This is a genomic window from Methylomicrobium lacus, from assembly GCF_041897535.1.
Taxonomy (GTDB): domain Bacteria; phylum Pseudomonadota; class Gammaproteobacteria; order Methylococcales; family Methylomonadaceae; genus Methylomicrobium; species Methylomicrobium lacus_A.
This window is the reverse complement of sequence record NZ_CP169217.1, coordinates 3351076-3374083: the sequence shown is the minus strand read 5'-3', so window position 1 is coordinate 3374083 and position 23008 is coordinate 3351076. Positions and strand designations below refer to the sequence as shown.

At 44.9% G+C, this 23008-nt stretch carries 22 protein-coding genes; 9 read left to right on the top strand and 13 right to left on the bottom strand.

Annotated features, from left to right (window positions below; genetic code table 11):
* Nucleotides 1-556: 556 nt before the first annotated feature.
* The 3 genes from ACEPPP_RS15085 to ACEPPP_RS15075 are packed head-to-tail and all read left to right on the top strand — an operon-like array spanning nt 557 to nt 1660.
* Nucleotides 557-988 carry a hypothetical protein gene (locus ACEPPP_RS15085; RefSeq protein WP_374088034.1) on the top strand — a complete coding sequence of 144 codons (432 nt, stop codon included), beginning with the start codon at nt 557-559 and terminating at the stop codon, nt 986-988.
* Entirely contained in the window at nt 981-1295 is a 315-nt protein-coding gene (locus ACEPPP_RS15080) for a HipA N-terminal domain-containing protein (protein WP_374088032.1), read from the top strand. Before ACEPPP_RS15085 ends, ACEPPP_RS15080 begins: the two co-directional genes overlap by 8 nt.
* A complete protein-coding gene (locus ACEPPP_RS15075; protein ID WP_374088030.1) occupies nt 1292-1660 on the top strand; it encodes a hypothetical protein in 369 nt (122 codons plus the stop codon). The genes ACEPPP_RS15080 and ACEPPP_RS15075 overlap by 4 nt, the downstream gene beginning before the upstream one ends.
* Here the strand turns inward: ACEPPP_RS15075 and ACEPPP_RS15070 are convergent.
* Nucleotides 1631-2080, bottom strand: a complete 450-nt coding sequence (locus ACEPPP_RS15070; protein ID WP_374088028.1) for a helix-turn-helix domain-containing protein — start codon at nt 2078-2080, stop codon at nt 1631-1633. The two genes, ACEPPP_RS15075 and ACEPPP_RS15070, sit on opposite strands and share 30 nt — an antisense overlap.
* On the opposite strand from ACEPPP_RS15070, the gene ACEPPP_RS15065 reads away from it, so the two are divergent.
* The 3 genes from ACEPPP_RS15065 (at nt 2079) to ACEPPP_RS15055 (ending at nt 4786) form a co-directional block, all read left to right on the top strand.
* Nucleotides 2079-2732: a hypothetical protein gene (locus ACEPPP_RS15065; RefSeq protein WP_374088026.1), complete on the top strand. Its 654-nt coding sequence runs from the start codon at nt 2079-2081 to the stop codon at nt 2730-2732. The two genes, ACEPPP_RS15070 and ACEPPP_RS15065, sit on opposite strands and share 2 nt — an antisense overlap.
* 912 nt (nt 2733-3644) lie before the next feature.
* The gene (locus tag ACEPPP_RS15060) at nt 3645-4409 is read left to right on the top strand and encodes a hypothetical protein (RefSeq protein ID WP_374088024.1); all 765 of its coding nucleotides are present in this window, start codon (nt 3645-3647) and stop codon (nt 4407-4409) included.
* Nucleotides 4400-4786: a hypothetical protein gene (locus ACEPPP_RS15055; protein WP_374088023.1), complete on the top strand. Its 387-nt coding sequence runs from the start codon at nt 4400-4402 to the stop codon at nt 4784-4786. Before ACEPPP_RS15060 ends, ACEPPP_RS15055 begins: the two co-directional genes overlap by 10 nt.
* A gap of 412 nt (nt 4787-5198) precedes the next feature.
* Here ACEPPP_RS15055 and ACEPPP_RS15050 read toward each other — a convergent pair whose 3' ends face one another.
* The 4 genes from ACEPPP_RS15050 to ACEPPP_RS15035 all read right to left on the bottom strand — a co-directional run bounded on the left by ACEPPP_RS15050 (nt 5199) and on the right by ACEPPP_RS15035 (nt 8570).
* The gene (locus ACEPPP_RS15050) at nt 5199-5489 is read right to left on the bottom strand and encodes a hypothetical protein (protein ID WP_374088021.1); all 291 of its coding nucleotides are present in this window, start codon (nt 5487-5489) and stop codon (nt 5199-5201) included.
* A gap of 95 nt (nt 5490-5584) precedes the next feature.
* Nucleotides 5585-6103 (bottom strand): hypothetical protein, encoded by a 519-nt coding sequence (locus ACEPPP_RS15045; protein WP_374088020.1) that lies wholly within the window; start codon nt 6101-6103, stop codon nt 5585-5587.
* Between the two features lie 189 nt (nt 6104-6292).
* On the bottom strand, nt 6293-6694 hold the full coding sequence (locus ACEPPP_RS15040; RefSeq protein ID WP_374088018.1) for a DUF5071 domain-containing protein: 402 nt from the start codon (nt 6692-6694) through the stop codon (nt 6293-6295).
* 274 nt (nt 6695-6968) lie between these two features.
* Nucleotides 6969-8570: an FAD-dependent oxidoreductase gene (locus tag ACEPPP_RS15035; RefSeq protein ID WP_374088016.1), complete on the bottom strand. Its 1602-nt coding sequence runs from the start codon at nt 8568-8570 to the stop codon at nt 6969-6971.
* Between the two features lie 604 nt (nt 8571-9174).
* Here ACEPPP_RS15035 and ACEPPP_RS15030 point away from each other — a divergent pair.
* Together ACEPPP_RS15030 and ACEPPP_RS15025 are read left to right on the top strand one after the other, a co-directional pair.
* The gene (locus tag ACEPPP_RS15030; RefSeq protein ID WP_374090935.1) at nt 9175-9666 is read left to right on the top strand and encodes a recombinase family protein; all 492 of its coding nucleotides are present in this window, start codon (nt 9175-9177) and stop codon (nt 9664-9666) included.
* Nucleotides 9667-9809: 143 nt separating this feature from the next.
* Nucleotides 9810-11009 (top strand): cation:proton antiporter, encoded by a 1200-nt coding sequence (locus ACEPPP_RS15025; RefSeq protein ID WP_374088014.1) that lies wholly within the window; start codon nt 9810-9812, stop codon nt 11007-11009.
* A 314-nt stretch (nt 11010-11323) separates the two neighbouring features.
* On the opposite strand, the gene ACEPPP_RS15020 is transcribed toward ACEPPP_RS15025, so the two are convergent.
* The 7 genes from ACEPPP_RS15020 to ACEPPP_RS14990 all read right to left on the bottom strand — a co-directional run bounded on the left by ACEPPP_RS15020 (nt 11324) and on the right by ACEPPP_RS14990 (nt 20467).
* Nucleotides 11324-12580, bottom strand: coding sequence for an acetyl-CoA carboxylase biotin carboxylase subunit family protein (locus ACEPPP_RS15020; RefSeq protein WP_374088012.1), 1257 nt, complete (start codon nt 12578-12580; stop codon nt 11324-11326).
* A 43-nt stretch (nt 12581-12623) separates the two neighbouring features.
* Nucleotides 12624-13016: a VOC family protein gene (locus tag ACEPPP_RS15015; RefSeq protein WP_374088010.1), complete on the bottom strand. Its 393-nt coding sequence runs from the start codon at nt 13014-13016 to the stop codon at nt 12624-12626.
* 18 nt (nt 13017-13034) lie between these two features.
* Nucleotides 13035-14165, bottom strand: a complete 1131-nt coding sequence (locus ACEPPP_RS15010; RefSeq protein WP_374088008.1) for a pyridoxal phosphate-dependent aminotransferase — start codon at nt 14163-14165, stop codon at nt 13035-13037.
* The gene (locus ACEPPP_RS15005) at nt 14143-15159 is read right to left on the bottom strand and encodes a hypothetical protein (RefSeq protein WP_374088007.1); all 1017 of its coding nucleotides are present in this window, start codon (nt 15157-15159) and stop codon (nt 14143-14145) included. Before ACEPPP_RS15005 ends, ACEPPP_RS15010 begins: the two co-directional genes overlap by 23 nt.
* Nucleotides 15160-15179: 20 nt before the next feature.
* Nucleotides 15180-16247: a pyridoxal phosphate-dependent aminotransferase gene (locus ACEPPP_RS15000; protein ID WP_374088005.1), complete on the bottom strand. Its 1068-nt coding sequence runs from the start codon at nt 16245-16247 to the stop codon at nt 15180-15182.
* Between the two features lie 54 nt (nt 16248-16301).
* Nucleotides 16302-17726, bottom strand: coding sequence for a coproporphyrinogen-III oxidase family protein (locus tag ACEPPP_RS14995; RefSeq protein WP_374088003.1), 1425 nt, complete (start codon nt 17724-17726; stop codon nt 16302-16304).
* Between the two features lie 1019 nt (nt 17727-18745).
* Complete coding sequence (locus ACEPPP_RS14990; protein WP_374088001.1) at nt 18746-20467, bottom strand: hypothetical protein; 1722 nt, start codon at nt 20465-20467, stop codon at nt 18746-18748.
* Between the two features lie 461 nt (nt 20468-20928).
* On the opposite strand from ACEPPP_RS14990, the gene ACEPPP_RS14985 reads away from it, so the two are divergent.
* Entirely contained in the window at nt 20929-21849 is a 921-nt protein-coding gene (locus ACEPPP_RS14985) for a DNA/RNA non-specific endonuclease (protein WP_374087999.1), read from the top strand.
* A gap of 305 nt (nt 21850-22154) precedes the next feature.
* Here ACEPPP_RS14985 and ACEPPP_RS14980 read toward each other — a convergent pair whose 3' ends face one another.
* Entirely contained in the window at nt 22155-22967 is an 813-nt protein-coding gene (locus ACEPPP_RS14980; RefSeq protein WP_374087998.1) for a hypothetical protein, read from the bottom strand.
* Nucleotides 22968-23008: the final 41 nt, after the last annotated feature.

Sequence of the window (23008 nt, the reverse complement as noted above, 5' to 3'; positions counted from 1 at the left end):
TGGCAATCTGTTAACATGAATGCTACGGTATTTTATTATTGATATCAACCTCTACCTCTACTGCTAAAGAAAAATACCCTTCCTGAACAAGGGGCCGCACATTGATATTGAACAGACGTTAAATGAGTAAGCCGTGAAAGACCGAAAAGGGTCGTTTTTTACCGTTAATGAGAGAGTGACCATCTGAACTTGAGCGGTTGTAGCCTGCTTTCATTTGCAGATAAAGTGAGCCTGGGAAAAATTGAATGCGAGCTTGGCCAGATAAATGCAAGCTCATTTGCAGATAATCTGAGCCGGACTGTATTTTCATTTTCACTTAATTTGAGCCGAAATAGGCGATAAATGCGAGCCCGGCCATTTTCAAATGCAAGCCGTTATAACTAGTTACGTTAGATCAGCCGGTATGGGATGATATCCAGAATTTTTCTAAAATCTTAGTGGATTGCAAGTCGATATGTCGCACCTCGAAACACTGATAGCTGAGTACCTTGAATGGCAGGGGTTCATGATCCGACAGAATATTAAGGTGGGACGCCTAAGCCATGGAGGGTGGGAAATGGAATTGGATATAGTCGGTTTCCACCCCCACAATCAGAAGCTGGTTCACTACGAGCCGTCCATTGATGCGCTTAGCTGGGATAAACGAGAGGCGCGATACCAGAAGAAATTTGAGGCCGGAAAGAAATACATACTGACCGAGCTATTCTCGTGGCTTCCTCCAACGACCGAGATTGAGCAGGTCGCGGTATTTGTGAGTCACCCGACGGGCAGAGATACCATCGCAGGGGGCGCAATTGTCTCAATTGATGAGCTGATTTCTGAGATCAGGGCGGGGGTTATTGCTTGCGGACCGATGGCCCGCAATGCAATTTCAGAACAATATCCGTTGTTACGGACTATTCAGATGTCCCATTCCGGATATTACCGAACCATCCAGCAAGTCGCTTCAGCCAATGTCCAGCACGTTGCGGAGGCCGGGATTGACTGATCTTGTGCCACTGAATGTGTTTGCAGGCCAACACTGGGTAGGCTCTCTGACTAAAAATGCGTCTTATCGCCTGGTCTTTACCTATGCGCCCCACTGGCTAGCGAACGATGACGCCATACCCTTGACGCCCCAACTGCCTCTTTCTAGGCAGGTTTTTGATGGCGATCCGGTCGAGACTTTCTTTCAAAATCTCTTGCCAGAAGGCGATATCCTCGACTTTATCGAGAAGGCTTGGCACATTTCAGCCGGCAATACGTTGTGCTGGTGGGAAATCGGGATGATCACGCTAAAAATTTATCTGTTATGACAACGGCTGAAGGAACGCAACTAGCGCCCTTTTACGACCTGCTTTGCACGGCGGTTTATCCGCATCTGACGCAGAAGTTTGCCCTTAAAATCGGCGGCGAGAATCGGTCGCGTTGGCTGATGGCTCGCCACTGGGAACGGTTTGCTGTCGAAATTGGCAGCGATACTCAATGCATCGCCAAGACTCAGGTCAACCTCATGAACCGGATCGAGTCTGCCTTGCCTTTAGTCATCGAAGAGTTGGTGGACATACGGAACGATCCGGCTGGCCGGGCCATGATCGATAAGATCCATGATGTTATCATGCAGTCGATCGAGCAAATGAGATCGAGGCTGTCAGACCAGCGCTTCATCGATCCCACTTAAAATATCCCTTGCCTTTGATTTATCTGTGATAACCAATGCTAAACCCAGTTGATCCAAAATATTTAAGACTTTATCAACACTAACAGACCGACCAGAATTTCTCTCCAATGCAGACAATAGCGACACTGAAACCCCACAAAGTGCCGCAGCATCATCAATTCGGATTGACTGTTTGTTGCGCATTGCTTTGATCATCAAGCCGATGTCGGCTTGAGTGGTTACAAGATTTGTGCTTTTATGAGGTGGTATTTTGAAATTTCTCGCCATATATTGTTTCTCCTTTTCAAGAAACAATACATGGAATAACGCATTTTTGTCAAAAAGTTTCTCGTATTCAGGAAACAAAAGCGTGAAATCAACTCCCCAGCCCCGCTTTCTCGACATCGAGGCCAGCCCTTTATAAATACGTAGGCGCCGCATGAATGAAACTGAATATCTCTTGGCTGAAAACAACGCAGAACGGTTGCGGGAATCCATCGAGCAACTTAAAGCAGGCAAAACCGAACGTCGAGAGTTGATACGCCATCTCCTTCCTCAACCTATGCCTCGCTTTCTCGACATCGAGGCCAGTTCGCTCAGCATGGACAGTTACCCGATCGAAGTCGGCTGGTCAGATCCGGAAGGCAACATCGAGAGCCATCTGATTAATCCGTATGCGATCGAGGCATGGACCGACTGGGATTATAATGCTCAGCAAGTCCACGGCCTCAGCCGGGAGCAATGCCGGCAGGAAGGCATTCACCCTGAATGGCTTTGCCAGCGTATGAGTGAGTCAGTCCCAGCCGGCGAGATCCTGTATGCCGATGGCGGCGGCTTTGATGAGAGCTGGATAGATGTGCTTTTCAGTGTGAGCTCTGCTTTCGATCACCCTCCCTTTCGGGTTGTCCATACGGATGCCGTGATGCTGCCCCTGCTTATGAAGGTGGAGCCCGACGAGAAAAAGCGATGGCAGTTATACGAAAACCTGATATTGCAGGCCAGGGCGACCGTGGGCGGGCGACATCGAGCCGGAATTGATGTGCGGTATCTTATCGAGCTTTGGCGGCTTTGCCTGAATCAAAGCCAGGCTTAAAGTGTGTCGGCGGAGATACCGCCGCAGGAATTGTCACCCTCCGGAGGTGGGTGCGTACTTACGTATCTCGACGACAAATTCACATGATAGATATCTATCCTAATTAAAATTTGTGCGCATATCTTTTAATAACGATCTTCCTTATTAAAGGATAATCCCGGCAAAAAGTGATTTTGGGGCTGTTTTCTGGTTTTGAACATGGAAAAAATTGCACATAAATAAGCAGGAACATTGCAGTTATAAAATATTGATAGCTATCAATAGGGGTCGTGACAGAAAATGGAAAAAATCGTACGCCAAGGGTGTAAAGTGTCAGGTTGAAGCCATAGATGCCGAGCCAGATGTGTCAGGAAGGACCTAAATCGACTCCAACCTGACGATCTTTGCTTGGTCTGTCTGACGCCAAGTTGAGGTATGGCTCAAATTGACATATTCATTGGTCATCGGCAGAGGTCGGCCATTTTCTGCCGATCGAGGTGTTCTCTGGAATGACTGGGTGATGCCAGAGACTGCTACTCGTAACGTTTGAGTTAACCTGCTAGCGGAAGCTACCAAAGGCGACTGTAGCGAGTCGGATGCAACGAAGGGTTATCTCCATCGAAAAAGCGCATCAAGGCGATGCGCTCGAAGTCGAGTCTCTTCGCAATGTCGCCTATAACGATGTCATTCTAGAGATCAATTGTTTGTCTGCTAGTTGAAGCATAGCCGATAGGCGGAAAAGCGCGCCCACCCGGGCCGGGAAGCCCATCTACTGGCTTCATCAGCATATCCTACAGGACATACTCCTTCCAAGAGTGAACAAAGTTAACTATAATACGGTCCACACTGTGGTTAAACAAAATAAATCCACTGTTTTTCACAAGAGATTAGGGTTTAGAGCAATTATCAACGCTTAGCTAACTCTTAAAACTTATGACACCTAAAGCAGAAACTAAGTCAAATCAGCTTGTTGATGAAATTTCCATATTGTTTGCTGGAAATAAACAACTTGATCCATTCACATTGGCTCGCTTGAAACGAGAAGCGGAGAAGGTTGTAAAAGTTGAGCCAGACTACGGGTATTGCATATTAGGAATGCTCGCATGCCTTGAAGTAGATGCTGAAGCTTGCAAGAAAAACCATGAGCTATCTATAAAATTGAGCTATGATCCTGCGCATGATCTTATTTATCGTGAGAACTATTCAAGATCTCTTAATTATTTAGGGATGTCGAATGAGGCTTATCAGGAGATTAAAAAAGCAATAAACCTTTACGAGAACAATCCTGATTTACTTGAATTAGCCATAAATACAGCTATTGAGTCCGGGCATTCAAGCGATATTTATCGTTACTATGAAGTGCTTTGTAAAATTCTGCCTAGAAATGCAAATAACCAAATCATTGATATCTTAAAGGTTGCTGGTCATTTCAAAGAGTCTGGAATTAATGATGATATAGCGTCTTCATTAGTAAAAGTGGCAGATGAATTGGTATTCAAAAATAAATTAAGGTGCGGTTCAAGAGTTTTTTTTACAGATGAGTCTGAATCGGCAAATAATATTTATTGCTTTATAGATGTTAATGCTGATTTTTCTAAAGTGGTAGAAATGAATATGGATCTATGTGAAAAAATATCTAAAGATCATTATTTTTTTGACAAAAATACCTTTTCAATTTCCTATCGCTCATGGCTATAAATCACGTTGACTTCCTCGATTTCGCAAAATCATTGCCTGAAGCAAGTGAAATTAACTTGCGAAACGCCATGAGCCGAGCATTTTATGCTGCATTCCATGGGTGTGGCTTAAAATATAGCTCAGCCTTTTCAAATGCAGATGTTGGATCGCACGAAAAACTTATCCAAGCATTGCAAAAAAGTCCCGCTTCTGAAGATAGAGCAATTGGATATATGCTTTCTCAATTAAAGGGATTTCGAGTAATAGCTGACTATAAGCTAACTTTAGATGTAACTATTGCTGATAAAAATACATCTCTTTTACAAACTGAAAAGCTTATGCAGAAAATTAATGCTTTTAGTAATCCTTCCATTTATAAAATACAAATCAATAATTAGCGATACTGATTGGCAAAAAAACACAGCCTACCCTACTGGGCTAACCCAACGATCATATGATGTGCCGACAGAGGTGGCCCCAAACCTTTGAACAGCGATCATCGATTTTAAAGTGAAATCCCTGCCGATGATTACGCTGCCTGCGTATTCCGATCAAAACAGCCACTGATTCCGATTTCAAAACCACCGGGCATTCCAATCGCAAAACGGCCACCAATTCCGATACGAATCCAGCCAGATTTGAACGCCTTGGATCGGCCAAAACCTGCCGATTAAAGAGAGAAAATAAACGCCTCGTCAATCTCCTAAAGCAGCCTGTCGTAACGACAAGCTCAGTCGATGCCAAAAGCGCGTTAGCGTTTTGGATGTCGAATGGCGCGACTGGTTATGGGTTGGGTCATTGTGCACGGTATTAAACTCCCAGGTTCACTTTTTCTCGAAGCACGAGGCCAGCTACGCGCTTTGCATTTTCAGCATTCCCAGCTAACCCCATGCGTTCTTTTTCAAACGATAGCAGGCACTGCGCGATAACTTCCTCTTCCTTTCCTTCAAGCACAAGGCGAAAGACGATTGGAAGATACCCGTAGTATTCGTCTCTAGCCTCAGTGATTTCCGAGACTCCTATTGGGTCCCACTCGCGCCAGAGAATCTCGTCGATTCGGCGGTACAAGTCCATTTGAGCCGGAGGCAGTTTTTGTCCCATTTCTTACCTCTAACGTTCCACTTGAGCTGCGGATTGCCCTGGAGCGCAACGAAAGGGTAAGCCGTCGGGCTCAAAGTGGCTGTTAGCTGCGTAGTTCATTCGAGCCCAAGTGCCCACTCTGGAGCACCCTGTAATGACCCTTGTTCCACGGGATCGAACTCAGAGAGCAGTTTTCCCGTCTTAATGTCCCGAAGCTCATAGTGGTCAGGCGTAGAGCCATGCGTTGGGCTTTGCCTAAGGGCGATCTGGCTAGAGGCGCCTCTAAAGCCCCACTGCCAAATTGGCAGACCGTTGCCTCTGAACTTGGCGATCACCTTGCCGTTCTGTTGCAGTACGACCTCTAGCGGAATAGGGTATGACGTGCAACAGCTCGGATAAAGCGATAACCAACCGGCCATCGTCTTATCTTCTGAGATTTTCGGATTTGCGAACCCCACCTGATCTTTATCTGCCTCTTCGTGTCCCGTATCCAGTGGCGCCAAATGGACAGCTCCGTCTTCAGTTAAGACGAGGAGGCAGCTCTCTTCCGGCAGTTCAATCGAGACATACAGTGGCGATGCGGCTACGGTTTGGCACGTGAGGAACAGCGCAAAAAACAGAATCGAAAGGTTCATAAGCAGCTAATGTTTGAATTCACTGCTCTGGCGCGGCTTGCCGCGACAGGTCCGGTGGAAGGATGGGCCGGCCCTCGTCACCAGAACTTCCACCACGGCGAGCGGGAACGTTTGTACCGAACCAACGGAATTGACTCAGGTTCAAGCAGAAAGGCATCGATATAGCCCTCAAGCTGATAACCTTATTCGTTATGCGTCTTTGCTGCCATAGCGCATGATGATTTCGTAGGCATGAATATTCAACTCTTCTTCACGTTCGCCGGCAGTTGGAAACGACACAAGTCTCTGGAGTTCTGGACTTAGCTCGCCGGCTAGAGGGGCGGACTCGGCCACTATGCCGGCAAGAAGCGAATATTTCCAGGTGTCATCGTTTGTTTGAAGGATGCGGCGGATAGGTGGTGCAAGCGGAGTGCCGATAGATGCCAGAAACGGACATAGCACTCTTGCCACAGGCCAATTGAGATCTTGGACCCACTCAAGAAGCGACGGAAGGATTGGCTCGACTGCCGGGTAACCCAAAGCGACAAGGGCCTCGGCTTTCGCAGTGTCGTGCTTGCCAGCTGGCAGAAGGGAGACGAGGTCAAGACGCATAACGTTAAGTAGATACCTATTTAGGTGTATATTAATTTACGATTATCGGTGTATAATGCCACTCTGACAATCTGTTAACATGAATGCTACGGTATTTTATTATTGATATCAACCTCTACTGCTAAAGAAAAATACCCCTCCTGAACAAGGGGCCGCACATTGATATTGAACAGACGTTCAATGAGTAAGCCGTGAAAGACCGAAAAGGGTCGTTTTTGCCTGTTCGCTGTCTAATGACATCCGACCCAAAAGCCGGCGATCTCAATTGCCGTATTCAACGAAGCAGGGTCATTTTTTCCAGAGCGAGAGTGGCAGCCAATCTCCCAGTTTGAGCCCCTCCTTCCATAAAACCATAGTAAGCATCGCTGAGATGCTCCCCGGCAAAAATCAAATTGCCAAAACCGACTTGTTGCCGGAATGGTTTACCGGCTTCGATCCAGAAATACTCGGCAAATTTAGTTAACTGCCCCGGTGTGAAGTTGGCGTAGCCACCTGAGGTATAACGGTTTTGACCCCAACTACTTTTAATAAAAGTCCCGGTTGCGGCATCAATCGCTCCTGGAATAAAGCCGTCCAACTGGGCGACAAATAGTTCACCTAGCGGTTTGATATTGTTGATCTTGTTTAATTGTCTCGCCTGATTCCCACCAAGGAAAAAGTTGAGCGCTCCATCGTCACGTTCAGGTTGCCGTTGGGTTTCGTCCCAGACTTCGGCAAATCCCAGATCGCTCCATGCCGCCAAACTAAAGCCATTGGACTGATGCCAGAAACGCTCGGTAAAACTGGCGATCACTTTTTCGTTGGCGCCCAAGCCGGCCTCCTTGATAAAGTCACGGAATAGTTCTGGTAGCGGAACATTGAGAATGACGTGGCGTAGCGCCGGAAAAGGCAGCGTGATAATCACGATATCTGCAATTTCCTCGGTTTTATCGACAAATTTCAGTCGATACTCAGCGCCTTGACTTTCAACCGCCAGCAAGGCTTTATTCATATGAATTTGCCCAGGTAATGCATTGGCTACCGCATCAGTGATTTGCGCTGACCCACCCCTCACAGAGTATGCCTCGTCACTGTAACTGAGTAGCTCAACGGATTGACCATTCACCTCGGGGAGTATGAACAAGAGCTGGAGAGCTGACGATTCATTGGGTTCTGCGCCGTACTCGGTTCGGATGGCACTTTCCAGCAGGGCGCGGATATAAGGTGCTGCTGCGAATTTATCCGCATGCTGATTTAGATAATCGCTGACTGACCATTGATCAAACAGTGGCGCATTAGCCTCCCAATCCAGATAGAGCCGTCTGGAATCGTCGCTAATCTGTGCCGCAATAGGACGTAAATCGTCCACCAATTGTGCTTCGCTGTAGCTGACTCCATCGAACCAATAGGCTTCTTTAGGATAGGGTGAGAGAGCGGCATCTTTGAGTTTGTTGAACAAACCGATATTGAACTCCTTCACCAAAGCCAGCATATCGGTGTGATCCGTATTGATCAGTTCCGCGCCGAGGTCGATGACCAACCCGTCATCAAGGCGAGTCGAAAGCATTCGGCCTCCCACACGGGATCTGGCTTCATAAACCGTCGCGGAAACTCCGGCTTGTTTGAGCTGATAAGCGGCATTTAACCCAGCGATTCCCGCCCCAATAATGGCCACGCGTAGGGCGGATTTCGACGGATCAGCCCGGACAGGAAAGGCTAAGTTCTGGCCAATGACCCCGGCAAGCCCGGCAACGGCACTGGTTTTCAGGAATCGGCGTCGACTCCAGTCAGTCACGGTATGAGGAACGGGTTCAGGTAAATTTTGTTCTTTCAAATGTTCTCGTCGGGCTGCCTGCAAGGCAAGAACTACCCTACGAAAAAACAACGTATGTGCCATAGTGAACCCCTTTGTTTAATTAAGTTAAGTCATCGCGACTAAGATTTTTGAACACCTTTTGGCCTTGGAAGCGATTGGGCCTGCTAGGGTGCTGTCTACGTTGATATGGATAAATTTAGCCAGGAAAAAAGTAATTTACAACTATCATCGCTGGTTATCGATAGGTAGACAATAAGCTAAATTTCTGGCGTTTTTAACTCTCCTTCTTTTTGTCTCGGAAGATAACGTCTTCTTTCTGGGTAATAATTTACACGGAGGAACTCACTGCCCACTCAATGGGTGATCGTACGCCCCCCGGTTAGTGTCTATAGGAGTCGTTACCTTACAATCTGGCGCTATCGGCCAAAACCTGCCGGTCGCGACTGGCCGCTTTATGGCGACGAATATGGCAGAATGAAGTTCGGCAATGTGCCAGCAGACGGTAAAATGTTAGGTGGGCAACGCTTTTTATGACTTCCAGTGTGTTTAAAAAACGAAGTTTTTTAGACCTGACAAGAAACCATGAAAACGATGACTTGTAAGGCTAACAATTTTGTCTAATAATAAGACCATGAAATATGGCTATGCGCGGGTTTAGACCGACGACCAAAAAGCGGATTTACAGATTGCCGCCCTGAAAAAGGCGGGCTGGGACTTTATCTTTATGGACACAGCTACCGGCGCATCAAGCACGCGACCAGAACTAACTCGCTGCCTTCAATTCTTACGGGCAATGGATACGCTCGTCGTCTGGAAGCTCGACCGGCTGGGGCTATCACTATCACAACTTAGTTGTCATGGTGTTGGCCGAACTACAAGGGCAGGGGCGCTTTCTGTCGCAGACCGAAGCCATATAGGCACCGAAAGCGTGACGGGGCGATTGTTGGGGCACATACTTGGGGCGTTGGCGGAATTCGAGCGCGTTTTGATCGTGGAGCACACACAAGCCGGTTTAAAGGCAGCGAAGAAACTCGGCGTAAAGCTGGGGCGCAAACCGTCATTTTCAGACATTAAACATAAACACCTGCGAATTCTCATCAAGGGCGAGAGTCAGGCGGCAGTCGCCAAATTGCTCAATGAATGCCGTGCAACGCACTACAACAGCTTTAAAGATTAGGTAGCTCGGGCTTGGTTGTTCGTTTTGTTTAATGTTTGTGAGTATTGTAGCCTCTGAAAGCCACGCCGCGCTTGGGATATGCTCTGCGGTATTGGAGATTTTGTCTAGTTATAAAAGCACTCTATTTATGGTTAACATGTAAAATGATCATCACCGAAATATTTCTGATCGCAATGACTCTTATTTTCACCATCCCATATCTGATCTGGAGAATAGGAAAGACAGAGTACTATGCTCCTCTAGTGGTGGTACAGATTATTACTGGTATTTTGCTTGGCCCAGGTGTTTTAGGGACGGTTTTTCCAAACTATTACGGATTTGTTTTTACTCCATCTGTGATCCAGTTGTTAAATGGTATTGCTTGGTGGGCGGTCATGTTATTTGTTTGGATTGCTGGTATTGAACTGGATTTACGCAAAGCATGGCAACATCGCAGGGAAAGCATTGTTACCGCAGGACTGGCTCTAGGAACGCCGTTGGTATTCGGCAGCATTGCTGCAACAGGATTATTAATGTTCGATGGTTGGATTGGTCAAAATGCTATGTCATGGCAATTTATTATGGGAGTTGGTATGGCCTGTGCAGTCACTGCACTTCCAATTCTGATCCTGTTTATGGAAAAACTGGAAATCCTGCGATTACCTATAGGCCAGCGTATCCTACGTTACGCTAGTTTGGATGATGTGGTCATTTGGGGCATCCTCGCACTGATTTTGATGGATTGGGAGCGGGTTGGTAGACAGGTCGGATTTCTACTTGGATATACAGTTATTGGTTACATTTTTCGGAAGCTTATGGTAAGGCTCCCAGAAAGGGACCGATGGTATGTGGGGTTGATCTGGCTGGCTGGTTGTGGCTTTGGTGCCGATTATTCGGGGCTGCACTTTATGGTCGGAGCCTTCCTTGCAGGAGCTATCATGGATGGAGATTGGTTCGACCAGAAGCAAATGGATTTTCTGCGGTTCCACGTTTTATTAGTCATGATGCCTGTGTTCTTCTTGAGTACTGGTCTGCGAACCAACTGGGCGTTGGGTGGAGCAACAGTATCTATGGCTGCAGGCGTATTACTTGCTGCCTCTATCTCGGGAAAATTGTTAGGTACTCATATCGCAGGGAGAATTCTCAATTGGGAGCCTGGCGAAGGATCGCTTATTGGCTGGTTACTTCAAACCAAGGCACTGATCATGATCATCTTTGTAAATGTGCTGCTGGATAATGGCATTATTACTAGCGAAACATTTACCGCACTGCTGCTTATGGCCATCGCCAGCACTATGATGACTATACCTATAGTATCTCCAAAACTGGCTCGTATGGATTCGATTATTTTTAGGTCAAAGTAATGAAGGCCAAGGATTCCACAGCATGAGTCATGATTGGTAATATAGTCGCTACATAAGAAACAGGGTTATAGATTGGTATGTATCTAAAGATCATCCTTAGCATTTTCTGTGGGTTTTGAAAACCAACCCAGCATCAAGTGAACTGGGTTGGTCTACATTATTTTATGCCCCTATTGCTACCCAACTAACCATGGCCGCCTCCCTAAGTAAAAGTGTTAAAATTACCTTTGATTCTTTCAATACAAGCCCGTAAGCTTGATCAAGTTTAATCCAAATTAAGAAAAGTAAATTCACTTTTTTTGGATCATGTGTGCTCAGACAAAGCCGAGTTGATTGGCTAGCGACACCATAGTACCTAAAGCCAAATCCTCTGAGTTTGCACCGACACACAATGAGAGCGCCGCCTCGGATGTAAGAGGACCAGCGCCAAAAATAAGATTTGAATCTAAATTGAAGCCCGCAACATACGGCTCACTTTCGATAACATCAATTGTCTTTTTTATATCACCTGTGCTAACTGGTGCGCTCCTGCCCCAATAGAATGCTCCAATAGCGCTTGCATTGACTAACGGCTTAGCGCTTGAAATTAAACGAGATACATCATCAATTTGCCCGGCACAAATGTATGCATATGCTAACCGGATATCAAGACCGGTAGCCAATTTCACGGCATCAGGTATAAATCCACCTCCTGGCCTCAACGCGGCATCAATTAGTACCACGCCATCCTTCGTCGCTCTAGCCTCTAAATGAAAAACCACATTTACGACACCGATAGCTTCCAATGCTTGCTTTGCCAATAGTCGAAAGACCCCTTCTTTATCTTGCAAAGTAACCATCGCCCTATCTCGGAATTCCGGCACCTCATCAATTTTCTCTTTACCAAGAACTGAGCAATGAGCAACTTGTCCATTTAAGAAAACCCCATCCAAGCTAAATTCAACGTAACCATCGAATTTTTCACTCACATATTGCATTACCATGAAACGTTGAGTGTGAGGTTCGGTTATAACCCTACGAATAGCTACTCGAAGCTCCTCTTTTGATGTCTCGATACGCACAACTCTGGAACCACTACCGATGACAGGTTTGACAATATATTGACAGACATCATTCGATAGGTCATCCAACAGATCTTCGGAACTCATTCCAGACAAGTCCACAATGCCATATGGAATGGGCATTAAGCCGACAGCTTTGAGCTTGGCATACAGGCGCTCTTTATTCCAACATAAATCAATCGCTTGATGATTAAAGTCCAGTTCGGGCAAAAAAGATCCCTTTGCTTTTGCTGCTGCTGACTGCAGGCTATCAGCAAAAGAAAGCAAAATGTTAGACTCCGGTGAGGTGTTTTCAAAGCCTAACGCAGAGTCAGTGGCCGCAGCCCAACCTTGACTTTGTACCATACTCCATGTGGTCTCGACTAATGGTTGATACCCACTACTTGGGTTAGACATCAACTCATTGAATGTAGAATAACTACTATCTATAGGTAGCCGAAGTGAAAAAACTCCAGAATTCGGATTTGCTCGTTTAGCAGTAAATCCTCTAGTTGTTGGTTTTGCTGGCATAACTCCCCCTTAATTTATTAATTCATCACTAACCCAATAAAAATTAACTCGACAAACACATTAACTCCAACTTAATGCCGTCTGGATCCTCAAAAAATACTGCGTAGTAATTTTCTGCATATTCTGGATACTCGCGTGGATCATCCAGAATATGATAGCCATTAAGTTTAAGGTCTTTCCACAATTTATCTATAACTTCACGTTCATCAACCTGAAAGGCAATGTGATGAATGCCAGGATCATAAGTTACGTGCTTTCGATCTAACTGATCAGTACGTGCCTGATAAATCAATATTTCAGGGTTTGGACCGAGCCAAACTGCAATTCGCTTTTCATCGTAATGAGAAAGAGCATAACCTACTCCCTCTAGAACTAAACGATAGAATGCCATCGAAGTTGGCAAATCCGAAACAGTAATCGCGAAGTGATGCAGCATTTTATAGGCCTCTGATGTCTATATTATTTTATGATTGGTCAATCTATTTAAAGTATTTTCCCATCGATTTTCTCCAACGGCAAGGCAATAACGCATTGCCTCTCGTTGATCAGAAAAAATGTTGCCGGGTACGCCAATCAAACCAAGGTTAACAAGTATAGAGCTGTCTTCCACAAATTCATAAAATCCTCTAGCGTTGGGAATCACTTTACAACAAACTCCCACCTCTGAAATTGCGTTTCTAAACAAGGAATGTCTGTGCATCAATAACTCCATTCGCTTTGTTATACTTGCCATGTAATCTTTATCTGACCATAGTTGTAAAGCCAAATTTTGGCTTAAGTAGCAAGGCTCAAAACTAGAATGACGCTTTAACTCACAAATTGCTCTGAAAATGTTCGATAGATTTGTGGCTACAAATCCTAGCCTAAGGCCTGGCAAAAAGAGCAATTTTCCAATACTCCCAACCATAACCAGTCGATCCTCTAACCGACTTAACACTTCCCGTGTATTACTATCCATTAAGTCAGTAAGGGGATAGGTTAAATCCAGAATCAGAACTGTACTGTGACGATTCGATTTAGATAATATCTCCTCAATTTTCTTCAAATCGATGACCCTTCCAGTTGGATTTTCCGGCCAACCCACAACAACCAAATTTGGCGCACCCTCCGTCTGAGTAAACAACGCCAACAAGTCGTCTACGTCGTGATAGTTAACACAGGTCCCCCCACAGAACTCTACTAAACGCCAATATGCAGGAAACGTCGGGTATGGCAAGGCAACCACTGTTCCCAGCTCAACAAGCACTTGCATTACAAGATGCAGCCCCTCGCTTGCCCCTGAAGTGATTTGTATTCCATTATTTGCCACCCCAATCATCTGGGAGATATGGGATAGTAAAGCAGGTATGCCCTGAACACCAGAATACTCGCCAAACGCAGATAATGAAAGCGTAGGAAGCGAACTCAATGATCGAAAAAATGCGCTGTCAAACGTTCGTAAATCAATAATTTCGTCTTCGCATTGATTATATTCAAACACATTACCGAGTTGGGATTTCAGCAAATGCCGTGCACGATTCGTAAGTGGGTAGTTAGCAAACTGATTCATAGTCGTAAGAATTTCAAATTTTATGAAGCGCAACATTCAAATCGGTGCACTCTTGGAGCAAATCAATGAACACTTGGCAAAAAACAGCTTGATTTTTTGTATCACATTTTGACCTAAGCAACTCTTCTTCCGGCGGTTTTAAATTTAATGATCCACACAAGATCGAAATCAAATCTGGAACTTGTTTCGCACCAATACGATTTGTGATGACTTGGTGTGCTCGCGCTAACCTTCGAAGTTGCAAACTTTTCATGAAATGGAGTCGTGTAGCGGCTTCCCAGAGCTCAAGGCGCAAATTACCAGCCCCACGGCCGATCCCAAGTAGTGATACATCAATAATTTGGGCCCCAGCATCAACTGCCGATAAGCTGTTGGCTAATGCTAACGAGAGGTAATCGTGAGCATGAAAACCAACCATAGAAGATGTTGCATTAACACATGTTCGCACTACCGTAGAAACCCTATCAGGGAACATTGCCCCACATGTATCAGCCAAGCAAATAATATCTGGTATTGCATCCACGCGATTGTTAAGACTCTCCACTACTCTGAGTAAGTCGCCTAGTGAAATATGGCTTAATAATGCAATATTTACAGATGTCTTCAATCCTGCATCTTTCGCCGCTTGATTAAGCAGAGTCAGTTTTTCCCGCCAAGATTTATGGTAGACAAATCGAACGAGGTCAACTCCAGAGGTTTTTAAGTCTTCAAAATTCACATGACCGCATAAGGCTCCTGGGTGAACCATGACACATATTCTTGCATCTAATAAATAATGCCGGAGTGCTTTAATAGACGCATTAGTAAGGTTGGCCGCAGATCCAGGTTTTGCCACACTGTGTAACTCAGGCAGTCCTCCTACATATCCAATTTCCACAAACTCAACCGGAGCACAACTGGTTGCTGACACAATAGTTGTCATCTCATTAAACGACCAATTAAAGTCGCAACAAAAGCCACCATCACGAAGCGTTACATCTATTAGGGAATGACTCTTGACAAAATTCTTATTTTCGACGGAATCATACATTGTGTGACTTTAACCAAAAATTATGATTCGCTTGAAGAGCGATGAGCATGGAGAACCGTTTGCAATCTGGGGTTTCCCGTGGCACAAAGACGGAAATGTCCAGGTAATCCATATCGATCTCCAGGTTCCCCAATAAGAATATTTTCTCTAAGTTTTATCGAATGCATCGTTCCTCGCAGCCATACGTAGAGCGTCCCGGAACTAATAACTTCAGCTCCGGCATTGATAAGAGCATCGACTAAAGAATGTCTAGACTCACCTACGAAGTCGCGAACCTGATGTAGCCGCTCTAGTCCAGATTGATTCCCTAACAAGTGTTTAGCAAGACACTGTGTTATCGGTGGTAAGCACGAAGAAGATAATGCCCGGAATTTGAGTGCTTTTGATATATTCTCTTGGGACGAAATAAGAAAACCAACTCGCAATCCCGCTGCGGCAAACCTCTTAGATACTGAGTCCACGACACAAACTCGCTGCCAATCTGACATCATCAATAGCAAACTTGTCAGAAAATAATCCTGGCTATCGATCCCTGCATACACCTGATCGACAATTATTCTAGTTGCTGAATTTTCAATAAGATTGACTAACTCAACTGTTACCGACTTTTCTATGGAGATTCCAGTCGGATTATGTGGGGAATTAAGAACAACTACATCTGGTTGTTTGTTGCAAATTGAATCTAACAGCTGCGACGTGTGGTTTGGGCCCTTTACCTCATAAAAGATGGCTTTACCTCCAAGCAAATTGACCCAGTGCATATATGGTGGCCAATAAGGAATTGGAAGGAGAACCGTATCGCCCGGCTTTACGAACAGTTGAAATGCAAACCAAAGAGCCTCTTTCCCTCCCATAGTTACAAATACGTTGCTCTCGGTGAGTTCACAAGCACCCACATGAGTTAAAAACATCTGTCGAAGCTCTTGGTCGCCCCATGGAGAACTATACTTAACCAACCGCTCTGTAATCTCCAATTCATATGCGAATGACATACTGCCAGATGGAAGGACTACCTCACCCATCGTGCAGTCAATATGATCACGATTAGATGGCTCTATATTTTCTGGGTCTTTAAAGAAATAGTTCATGTATAAAAATACATAGCACTAAATTAGCATTGAATTGGCTGAATATCATTGACACTATGTGCGCCGCAAGGCGTTCTTAGCAGCAAAGCCTCTTATTTTTGCTGCTTCCGAGTTTGAAGCACCTTCGAATCCCCAACCAAGATCAGAACAAAGTCTATCGCAGGCTCGTTGATATAGTCTTCGATGATGATCTGGAAGAAACCCAACCATGATTTGAGCATATTGCATCTCACCGGCCGGAGTGAGGGAAATTTGATCGCCATTCACTAGGATAAGACCTTCGATTTGCAAAGCTTCAACCTTTGGCAATATACTTTCCTGAATACCAAGGCGCTCAGCTTCTGATAATTTAGCAGTTAGTCGCTTTGGAAAGTAAACAAACTCTTTCTCATAAGCGTGTCCTGGACTACACCGCTCGATTGGTAGTCGCTGGCTGTTTATGGCGGCAATATAATCCCGCTCAGACTGGATATTGTGATAAGCCAGTCCTTTAATCATCGAATAAGCCCCAACGCCAAGCCCTATACATTCATCGTCGTACCCGCCATAAACTGTCTGAAACATATACTCACATCCCGGAGTATTTTCCTCCCCAAAGGAGTACATGCTGAACTGCCGATACGATTTTTTTATTTCTGACTTTGCCGAGTGAAACAATTCCCATCGTTCTGGTCCGGCAGGAGCCGGTGGGATCTCACCAAATCTAATTCTATCTAAGAATTTTGGTTGAGCAACGACATAGTCGAATGGATATATTGCTATACTTGAGACTCCAAGGGTACATGCATTCTTTGCATCTTCTATTGCATCTTCTATTGATTGGCCTGGGAATCCGGCAATCATGTCTATATTCACCTCGCTAAACAATTTTTTGCCGGTAGCAATTACCGATTCTATCTGCTCGAGCGAAGCTGTTAAGTTCACTTGATCTCTTAATTTCTGGGAGAGTGTTTGTACTCCAAAACTGATTCGACTTACACCAGCGTCGCTAAGTGCGTACAAGAGCTCTGTAGATGCTGACTTGGCTTCTACTTCGAAAGTTATCTCCGGTGTTTGGGAAATCGAAAAAATTTCACGAAGGTGTCTGATCAGGCTAACTGCCTGCTGTGGAGATAGAACCGATGGGGTGCCTCCCCCAAAATAAATTGAATTAAAATTCCAGCTCTTTACTAAGGCGGTTTGCGATATTGCCGATGCTTCTGCAGTCAATGCATTTAAATAGGCTGAGATACGTTCATCATTGCCGACTGACTTAACGAATGGACAAAAAGAACAAATTGTGTCGCAGAAAGGTATATGAACATATAAGCCCTTTCTCCCCGTCACAGAACTGACTGGCGGCGTCTCCAAGAACGCTTGTGCAACCAATCGATGATTCGCAGAGTAGTTCAAATCAAAGAATGGATAAGTAAATGACTCGAATATAACGTCTTGCGGCAAAAATCCTAATGAGTTATTTGGCTTTTTTTCAACAGACATAGCTCAGTACTCCCACTAATTGCGGTTGCTCAAAACATGTCCACCGCGTTGCTAAAATGATACCGTACATGTAGCGGCCTGTAAAAATATTTTGTGTGAAACGTCGCCTATTTTCCTGAGCATAGCGTATTCTGCGCTATGGCAGCAAAGGGCAAAATCAACACTACAACTACTAAAAGAAGGTTTTTTCTCCGGTATCAGCTCATCTATTTTGGCTGGTCAATTTGAGTCGGTAGTGCTAATTACTTTACCTATGACCGGTATCGGGAAGCTTAAATCCATACCCGAATGTCTCAAAGGGGTCGATTGCGACAATTCATCTCGTCCAAAAGCCGTCATTCAATACTGGCGTAATCATATCGGAATCGATGGTCTGTATCGCATAGGAATAGGTGGCGGTTTTCAATCGAAATGGGTGGCTGATTTGAGGTGGAATATGCACTGCCATTTTAACCTGTGGCAACATGCCCATATAATCCTGATACAAGGGTGTTTTTCAATCCAGGCTTTAATGTGGCCTAGATCGATTGTACCAATTATTGCATGATCGAGGCTCTCGCCTGCGCAACCGAATCATAAGCGTGTAGATAAACTAAACACACTCGCATTTCATCGATCGCCACATGCGTTCGGCAAAGACATTAAGAGCCTATCCCAATAGGAACATCTGGCTGATTCATGAAATCTTATAGAATAAGCGCTAACGCGCAAGAAGTTCCAGTAAAACATAGAGGCGGCCAATTTGCCGAGCACATGAACCACAAGACCATAGGGGCCTGCTATGGAGGGGGAGTCGTGTCTTTCTCAATAGTTTAAGGTGGCCTATGAACTGGCGCCCATGCTCTTAATTCGAATTTAAGCCCAGTACAAGAGCGTAAACATAGGGATTCCTTATCCAGCCAATGCCCTGAGCCTAAGTCTCACGGACTCAAAAGAACCTGAATGGTTGACGTTGTAGGAACTTTCCGAAAACCATCCGTTTCTGGATTTGAGCAATTTGGCTTTAAAAAAGTGGATAGTCATTTCAGCCCTACCTTCTTTAATCCATTTGAAATAGCTCTCTCCATCCCTCCATCTTCATCAGATACGTGATTAAATGTGGCAAAACCAGAATGACCATTAATACACTTGTCAAATACTCCTTTGGATTTCACGATTTTAATCAATAATTGATCAAGTTGATTGATGAAGTCACGGTTGTGGTCAGAACGAACAACAAGCCCCTTGAAGCTATCTGTCTCTTCTGATGCTCGACCAATACGTCTTTCTATTTCCAAAAGATAGCAATTGCCGTTGGTTGTTCTGAGATGTGCGATCAACAGTTTACGTGGGACGTCACTATATGGCCCCATATATAACCAATTGATAATCTCTTTACTTAGTTTTACTTTATCGGGAATGCCTTGCGTTGGAAGACTAATCAAGCCTGGCATTTCATCTGATCCGATTATATTTCCAGCCGCGTCTATACTATAGGCAGACATGATCTTTCCGTCGGCAGCCATTTTCCGCAAGCTATTCCATATGTTTATAAACATTGTTGGAACAATCTTTTGCGGTGTTTCCAATGACGCGGATTGAATATGAAGTTTCGATCCATATTCGTCACCACCAGAATAATGACTAATATCCGTCTCGTTTCTCAAGATACGTATTTCACCTGTTTCCTTTTCAGAACGAATAACGCGATTTATCTCTCTTGGGTCACCAATAATTTCAATCGGCTCGTTAAATATCTGGATTGTCTCTTGATTTCGGCCTGGCTCATCTCTACTGGTAAGCTTTATTTCATCCGTTAAGAATCTAGTTCGCTTGTAAAGATAGGCTGTTCCGCCCTCTTTTTTCTTGATTTCCGACAGATTGGTATTTTCACGGTCCAAATAGATGTCTGGACCTAGAGGATCACTACAACCTAAGATTTGCAGACCTAGGAACCTTGTTTTCTTTTTATCTAACCAGAGCCCTTTCACTTTAAGCTGTAACTTTCCTGAAAAACAAGGTGGGATTACAGGAAATGCAAGTTTTCGGTCCGAGTCAGTATAGGATTTCTGAAGCGAATGCCATATTCGATTGGTTCTAGCGTAAGTGATTGGATCATGCTTGAGATGCGCCAAGTAAACCGCGTCATCGTTTAAGCAATCTCGTGTTACGGTTAATAGCCAAGTATTGGGGATTTGTGGTTGGACATCCTTGTAGATCAGTTTTTCCATTGCCTGCTCTAATGGATAGTTGATCAAAGTTTTTTTAAGGTGTTGCGAACGGCCATACATCCTGGAAAATACTTCCATACAAGGAATGATAAGCCCATTTGGATTACCAGCAACAGAAAATTTTACAACCTTTGCAGATGCACAATTCTCTTTATCACCAAGACCGTATGTTAGATTTGGTATTAACCAAGTATTATCGTCCTTGCTGACAGAACTCCAAGTATTAGCAATCTGCCAACCGTTATCGTTGCCATCCACCTCGAATAAATGTTCTTCGTAGTTATTTTCCTCGATTAATTGTTGGTTTTTCCAGACGGTTCCAATTCTGAGTTGACCAATATGAGTAATCCCAACTTCGTGAAATTCGAGTTTAGTTATTAAACTAGAAAAATGTTTAAAACAAACCACTACTGTTGGTTCTGAAGGAGCCAAATTGTTTCTCTTCAAACCGCAGTACCACATTACTGTGAGGCGTTTGTCATTATTTGGCAGGTCAGTAATGACAATCGGTTGTTTGTTGATGACTGACATGGAAGTATTATTACAGTGGAGCTGGAATTTCGCAGTAGTGTAAACTGAATGAAAGAAAATCATGTTTATTGCAGATTACTGCTCAAAGCCGCCGCCTAAGATTTTATAAACCAGCCAGTTCGTTCCTCTTCAAAAGAAGGTACTTCTAAAGGCTATAACTTTAGTTAATCGTCTGCTTCAGGTCGTGATAGACTTTGCTGCACAAATAAAGCCTATCAATTTGTTTTTATTGGAAAATTACAAATTTTTACTTTAAAGAAGCCAATTAAATTCAATGAGTTACCGATCTATGCAACAAAGCCGTCGTGATAAGCTAGCTATTATACTGATTCTTCCGTTTCAGTTAACTTAAGATGGCTCCCAGGCATACTTTTATTGATGGGTAGAAAGCTAGCTTCCAACAGAGCTCAATGCTTTTTGAATCTATAATGGTGTTTTCCTTCTTACTTACGACAAAGCCCATGAAAAAACTTACATCACTTCAGCGCATTTTCTTGATCCTTATCGGGCTTGGTCTAAGTCATTATTCGGTTGCTCATCCTGGCAGGCTGAATGTGGAAGGCTGTCATAATAACCGCAAAACGGGTGAATATCATTGCCATCGAGCAGCAGAAAAAGCTAGTACCACGAAGCGCTCAACGCCATCCGTTCTGTTAAGTGAGGAGGACAAACAGTCGATAGTCCCTCTAACGACAGGAACTGAAAAGGCCAATCGGCAAGGCGATCTCATCCAACTCGACTATGAAGGTTTCACGGTTTGGGTGGATTGCGCAAAAAGGGGACCGGTCAAGTTTCGTTATACGGCCCAGCATGATGAGGGCAACTCGAAACGTTACGATAAATTCATGCTGGATACCAAGGTACCAGCAGAATGCCAGCAAATCTCAGCGAAAGCCTATGGGCATGGCTATGACCGTGGACATCAGGTGCCGGCCAATCATCTGGATGCCTCCGAAGTGGCGATTAAGCAGTCAAATTTTATGACCAATATTCTGCCGCAAACTTCGCAAATGAATCGCGGCGCCTGGCTGGAAACGGAAGAGATAGTCGAGTGCTACCGAGACATTGATGAGCTTCTGGTCATCGGTGGCGTAGTGTGGGGCAATAATCCGGCCGATGACTTCTTTCTACAAAGTCATGGCTTGGAAACCCCTGACGCTTTCTGGAAAGTAATTATCCGCGGCACCGGCCAAGATGAGCGGGCAATCGCCTGGATCGTGCCGAATACGTCAGAGGCGACACGAAAGAACCTGGACCGTTATCTCGTCAGCATTGAGGAATTGGAACGCGTAATCAGGGAGAAAATACCGACCGCAGACTATGTTAAGCATGACAAACCCTCGGCTTCGTGGCTGATTCCGATGGGATGCAATAAAAGTTGACGACAGACGGTTTTCGGCACTCTGTGAACTTCGACAGTTTATGGACTCCAGATTTTCAAGGCACCCATAAATATCAATAACTTAACTATTACGCTATTTCTATTCCAAAGCAGTTACCGGATTTTAGCTATATACATCGGCAGCCATCGGCCAATAGCACCAGTTCAATCACCATCGAGTGCTGTCGACCACCTTCTGCCATTCATATCACATTTTCGAACGGCTAATATGGGTCACAAACTGCTCGTTCAACGTGGAGTTGAGGCGCCCGCGCGAAAAGCCGCACAGGCCGCCTCGAACGAAAATTAGGTTTCTCGGCGTGCAATGAGTTGTTCCTCAATTTCTGCAACAAGGTGGGTGCACTGTTTTACAAGCTCGATGATGGCCCCGCTTTCTATTTTTTGCTGATTCCCATCCTTGTCAAACCCGTTGCGGTGAACACAATCGTGGCGGACAATAATGGCCTTGAAAAGCCAAGCGACATCACCGAAGTCGATATCCAAGACGAATAGATACATTGGCTTGACCTTCTTGAGGTCGTGGAAGATCAAATCCCTGAGATAGCGTGCAACTAGGCGCTTCAGATCTTCCCATTGGGTGAATATCTCCCTCAATGAGAATTGCCTCTTCGCCAACTCAGGGTCGGTTTCGACAAGGCGTCGAATAAGTGCGTCATCATTAACGACCGTCGAAATGAAGCTGCTCGAAAGATAGGCTTCCGTAGCAGTTACTACTTGGGCGAAAAGCATGTTGTTCAAAGTTGCCTGGACCTCTGCGGGATGCGGATGCCGCAACAGCGAAATAACGTCCGTGGATACTTTGCGGTAGACATCCAGTTGCCGGGTACTCTCGATTTCCGATACCACGTCCTCTTGCTCGAAGAGCTTGTGAACATCGAAGTTAAGATCGACAACATTTGGCACGAAAATGTTGGTATCGGAAAGCGTGCAAACGATGTGAGTATCGTAATCCTTCCCGCAACCTTCGCAACTGATGGTTTCCCAGTAGTCACGAAGGCTAGCTGGATCATTCTCGGGATCGACATCAGGGCCATCACATGTGATCGTTTCATCGACGAAAGCGCCACACTGACATGAGAAAGTGATGTCGATTTCCATGGAAGAAGCCTAGCGCTGTGCGTAACCGGCATCCGAAAGCG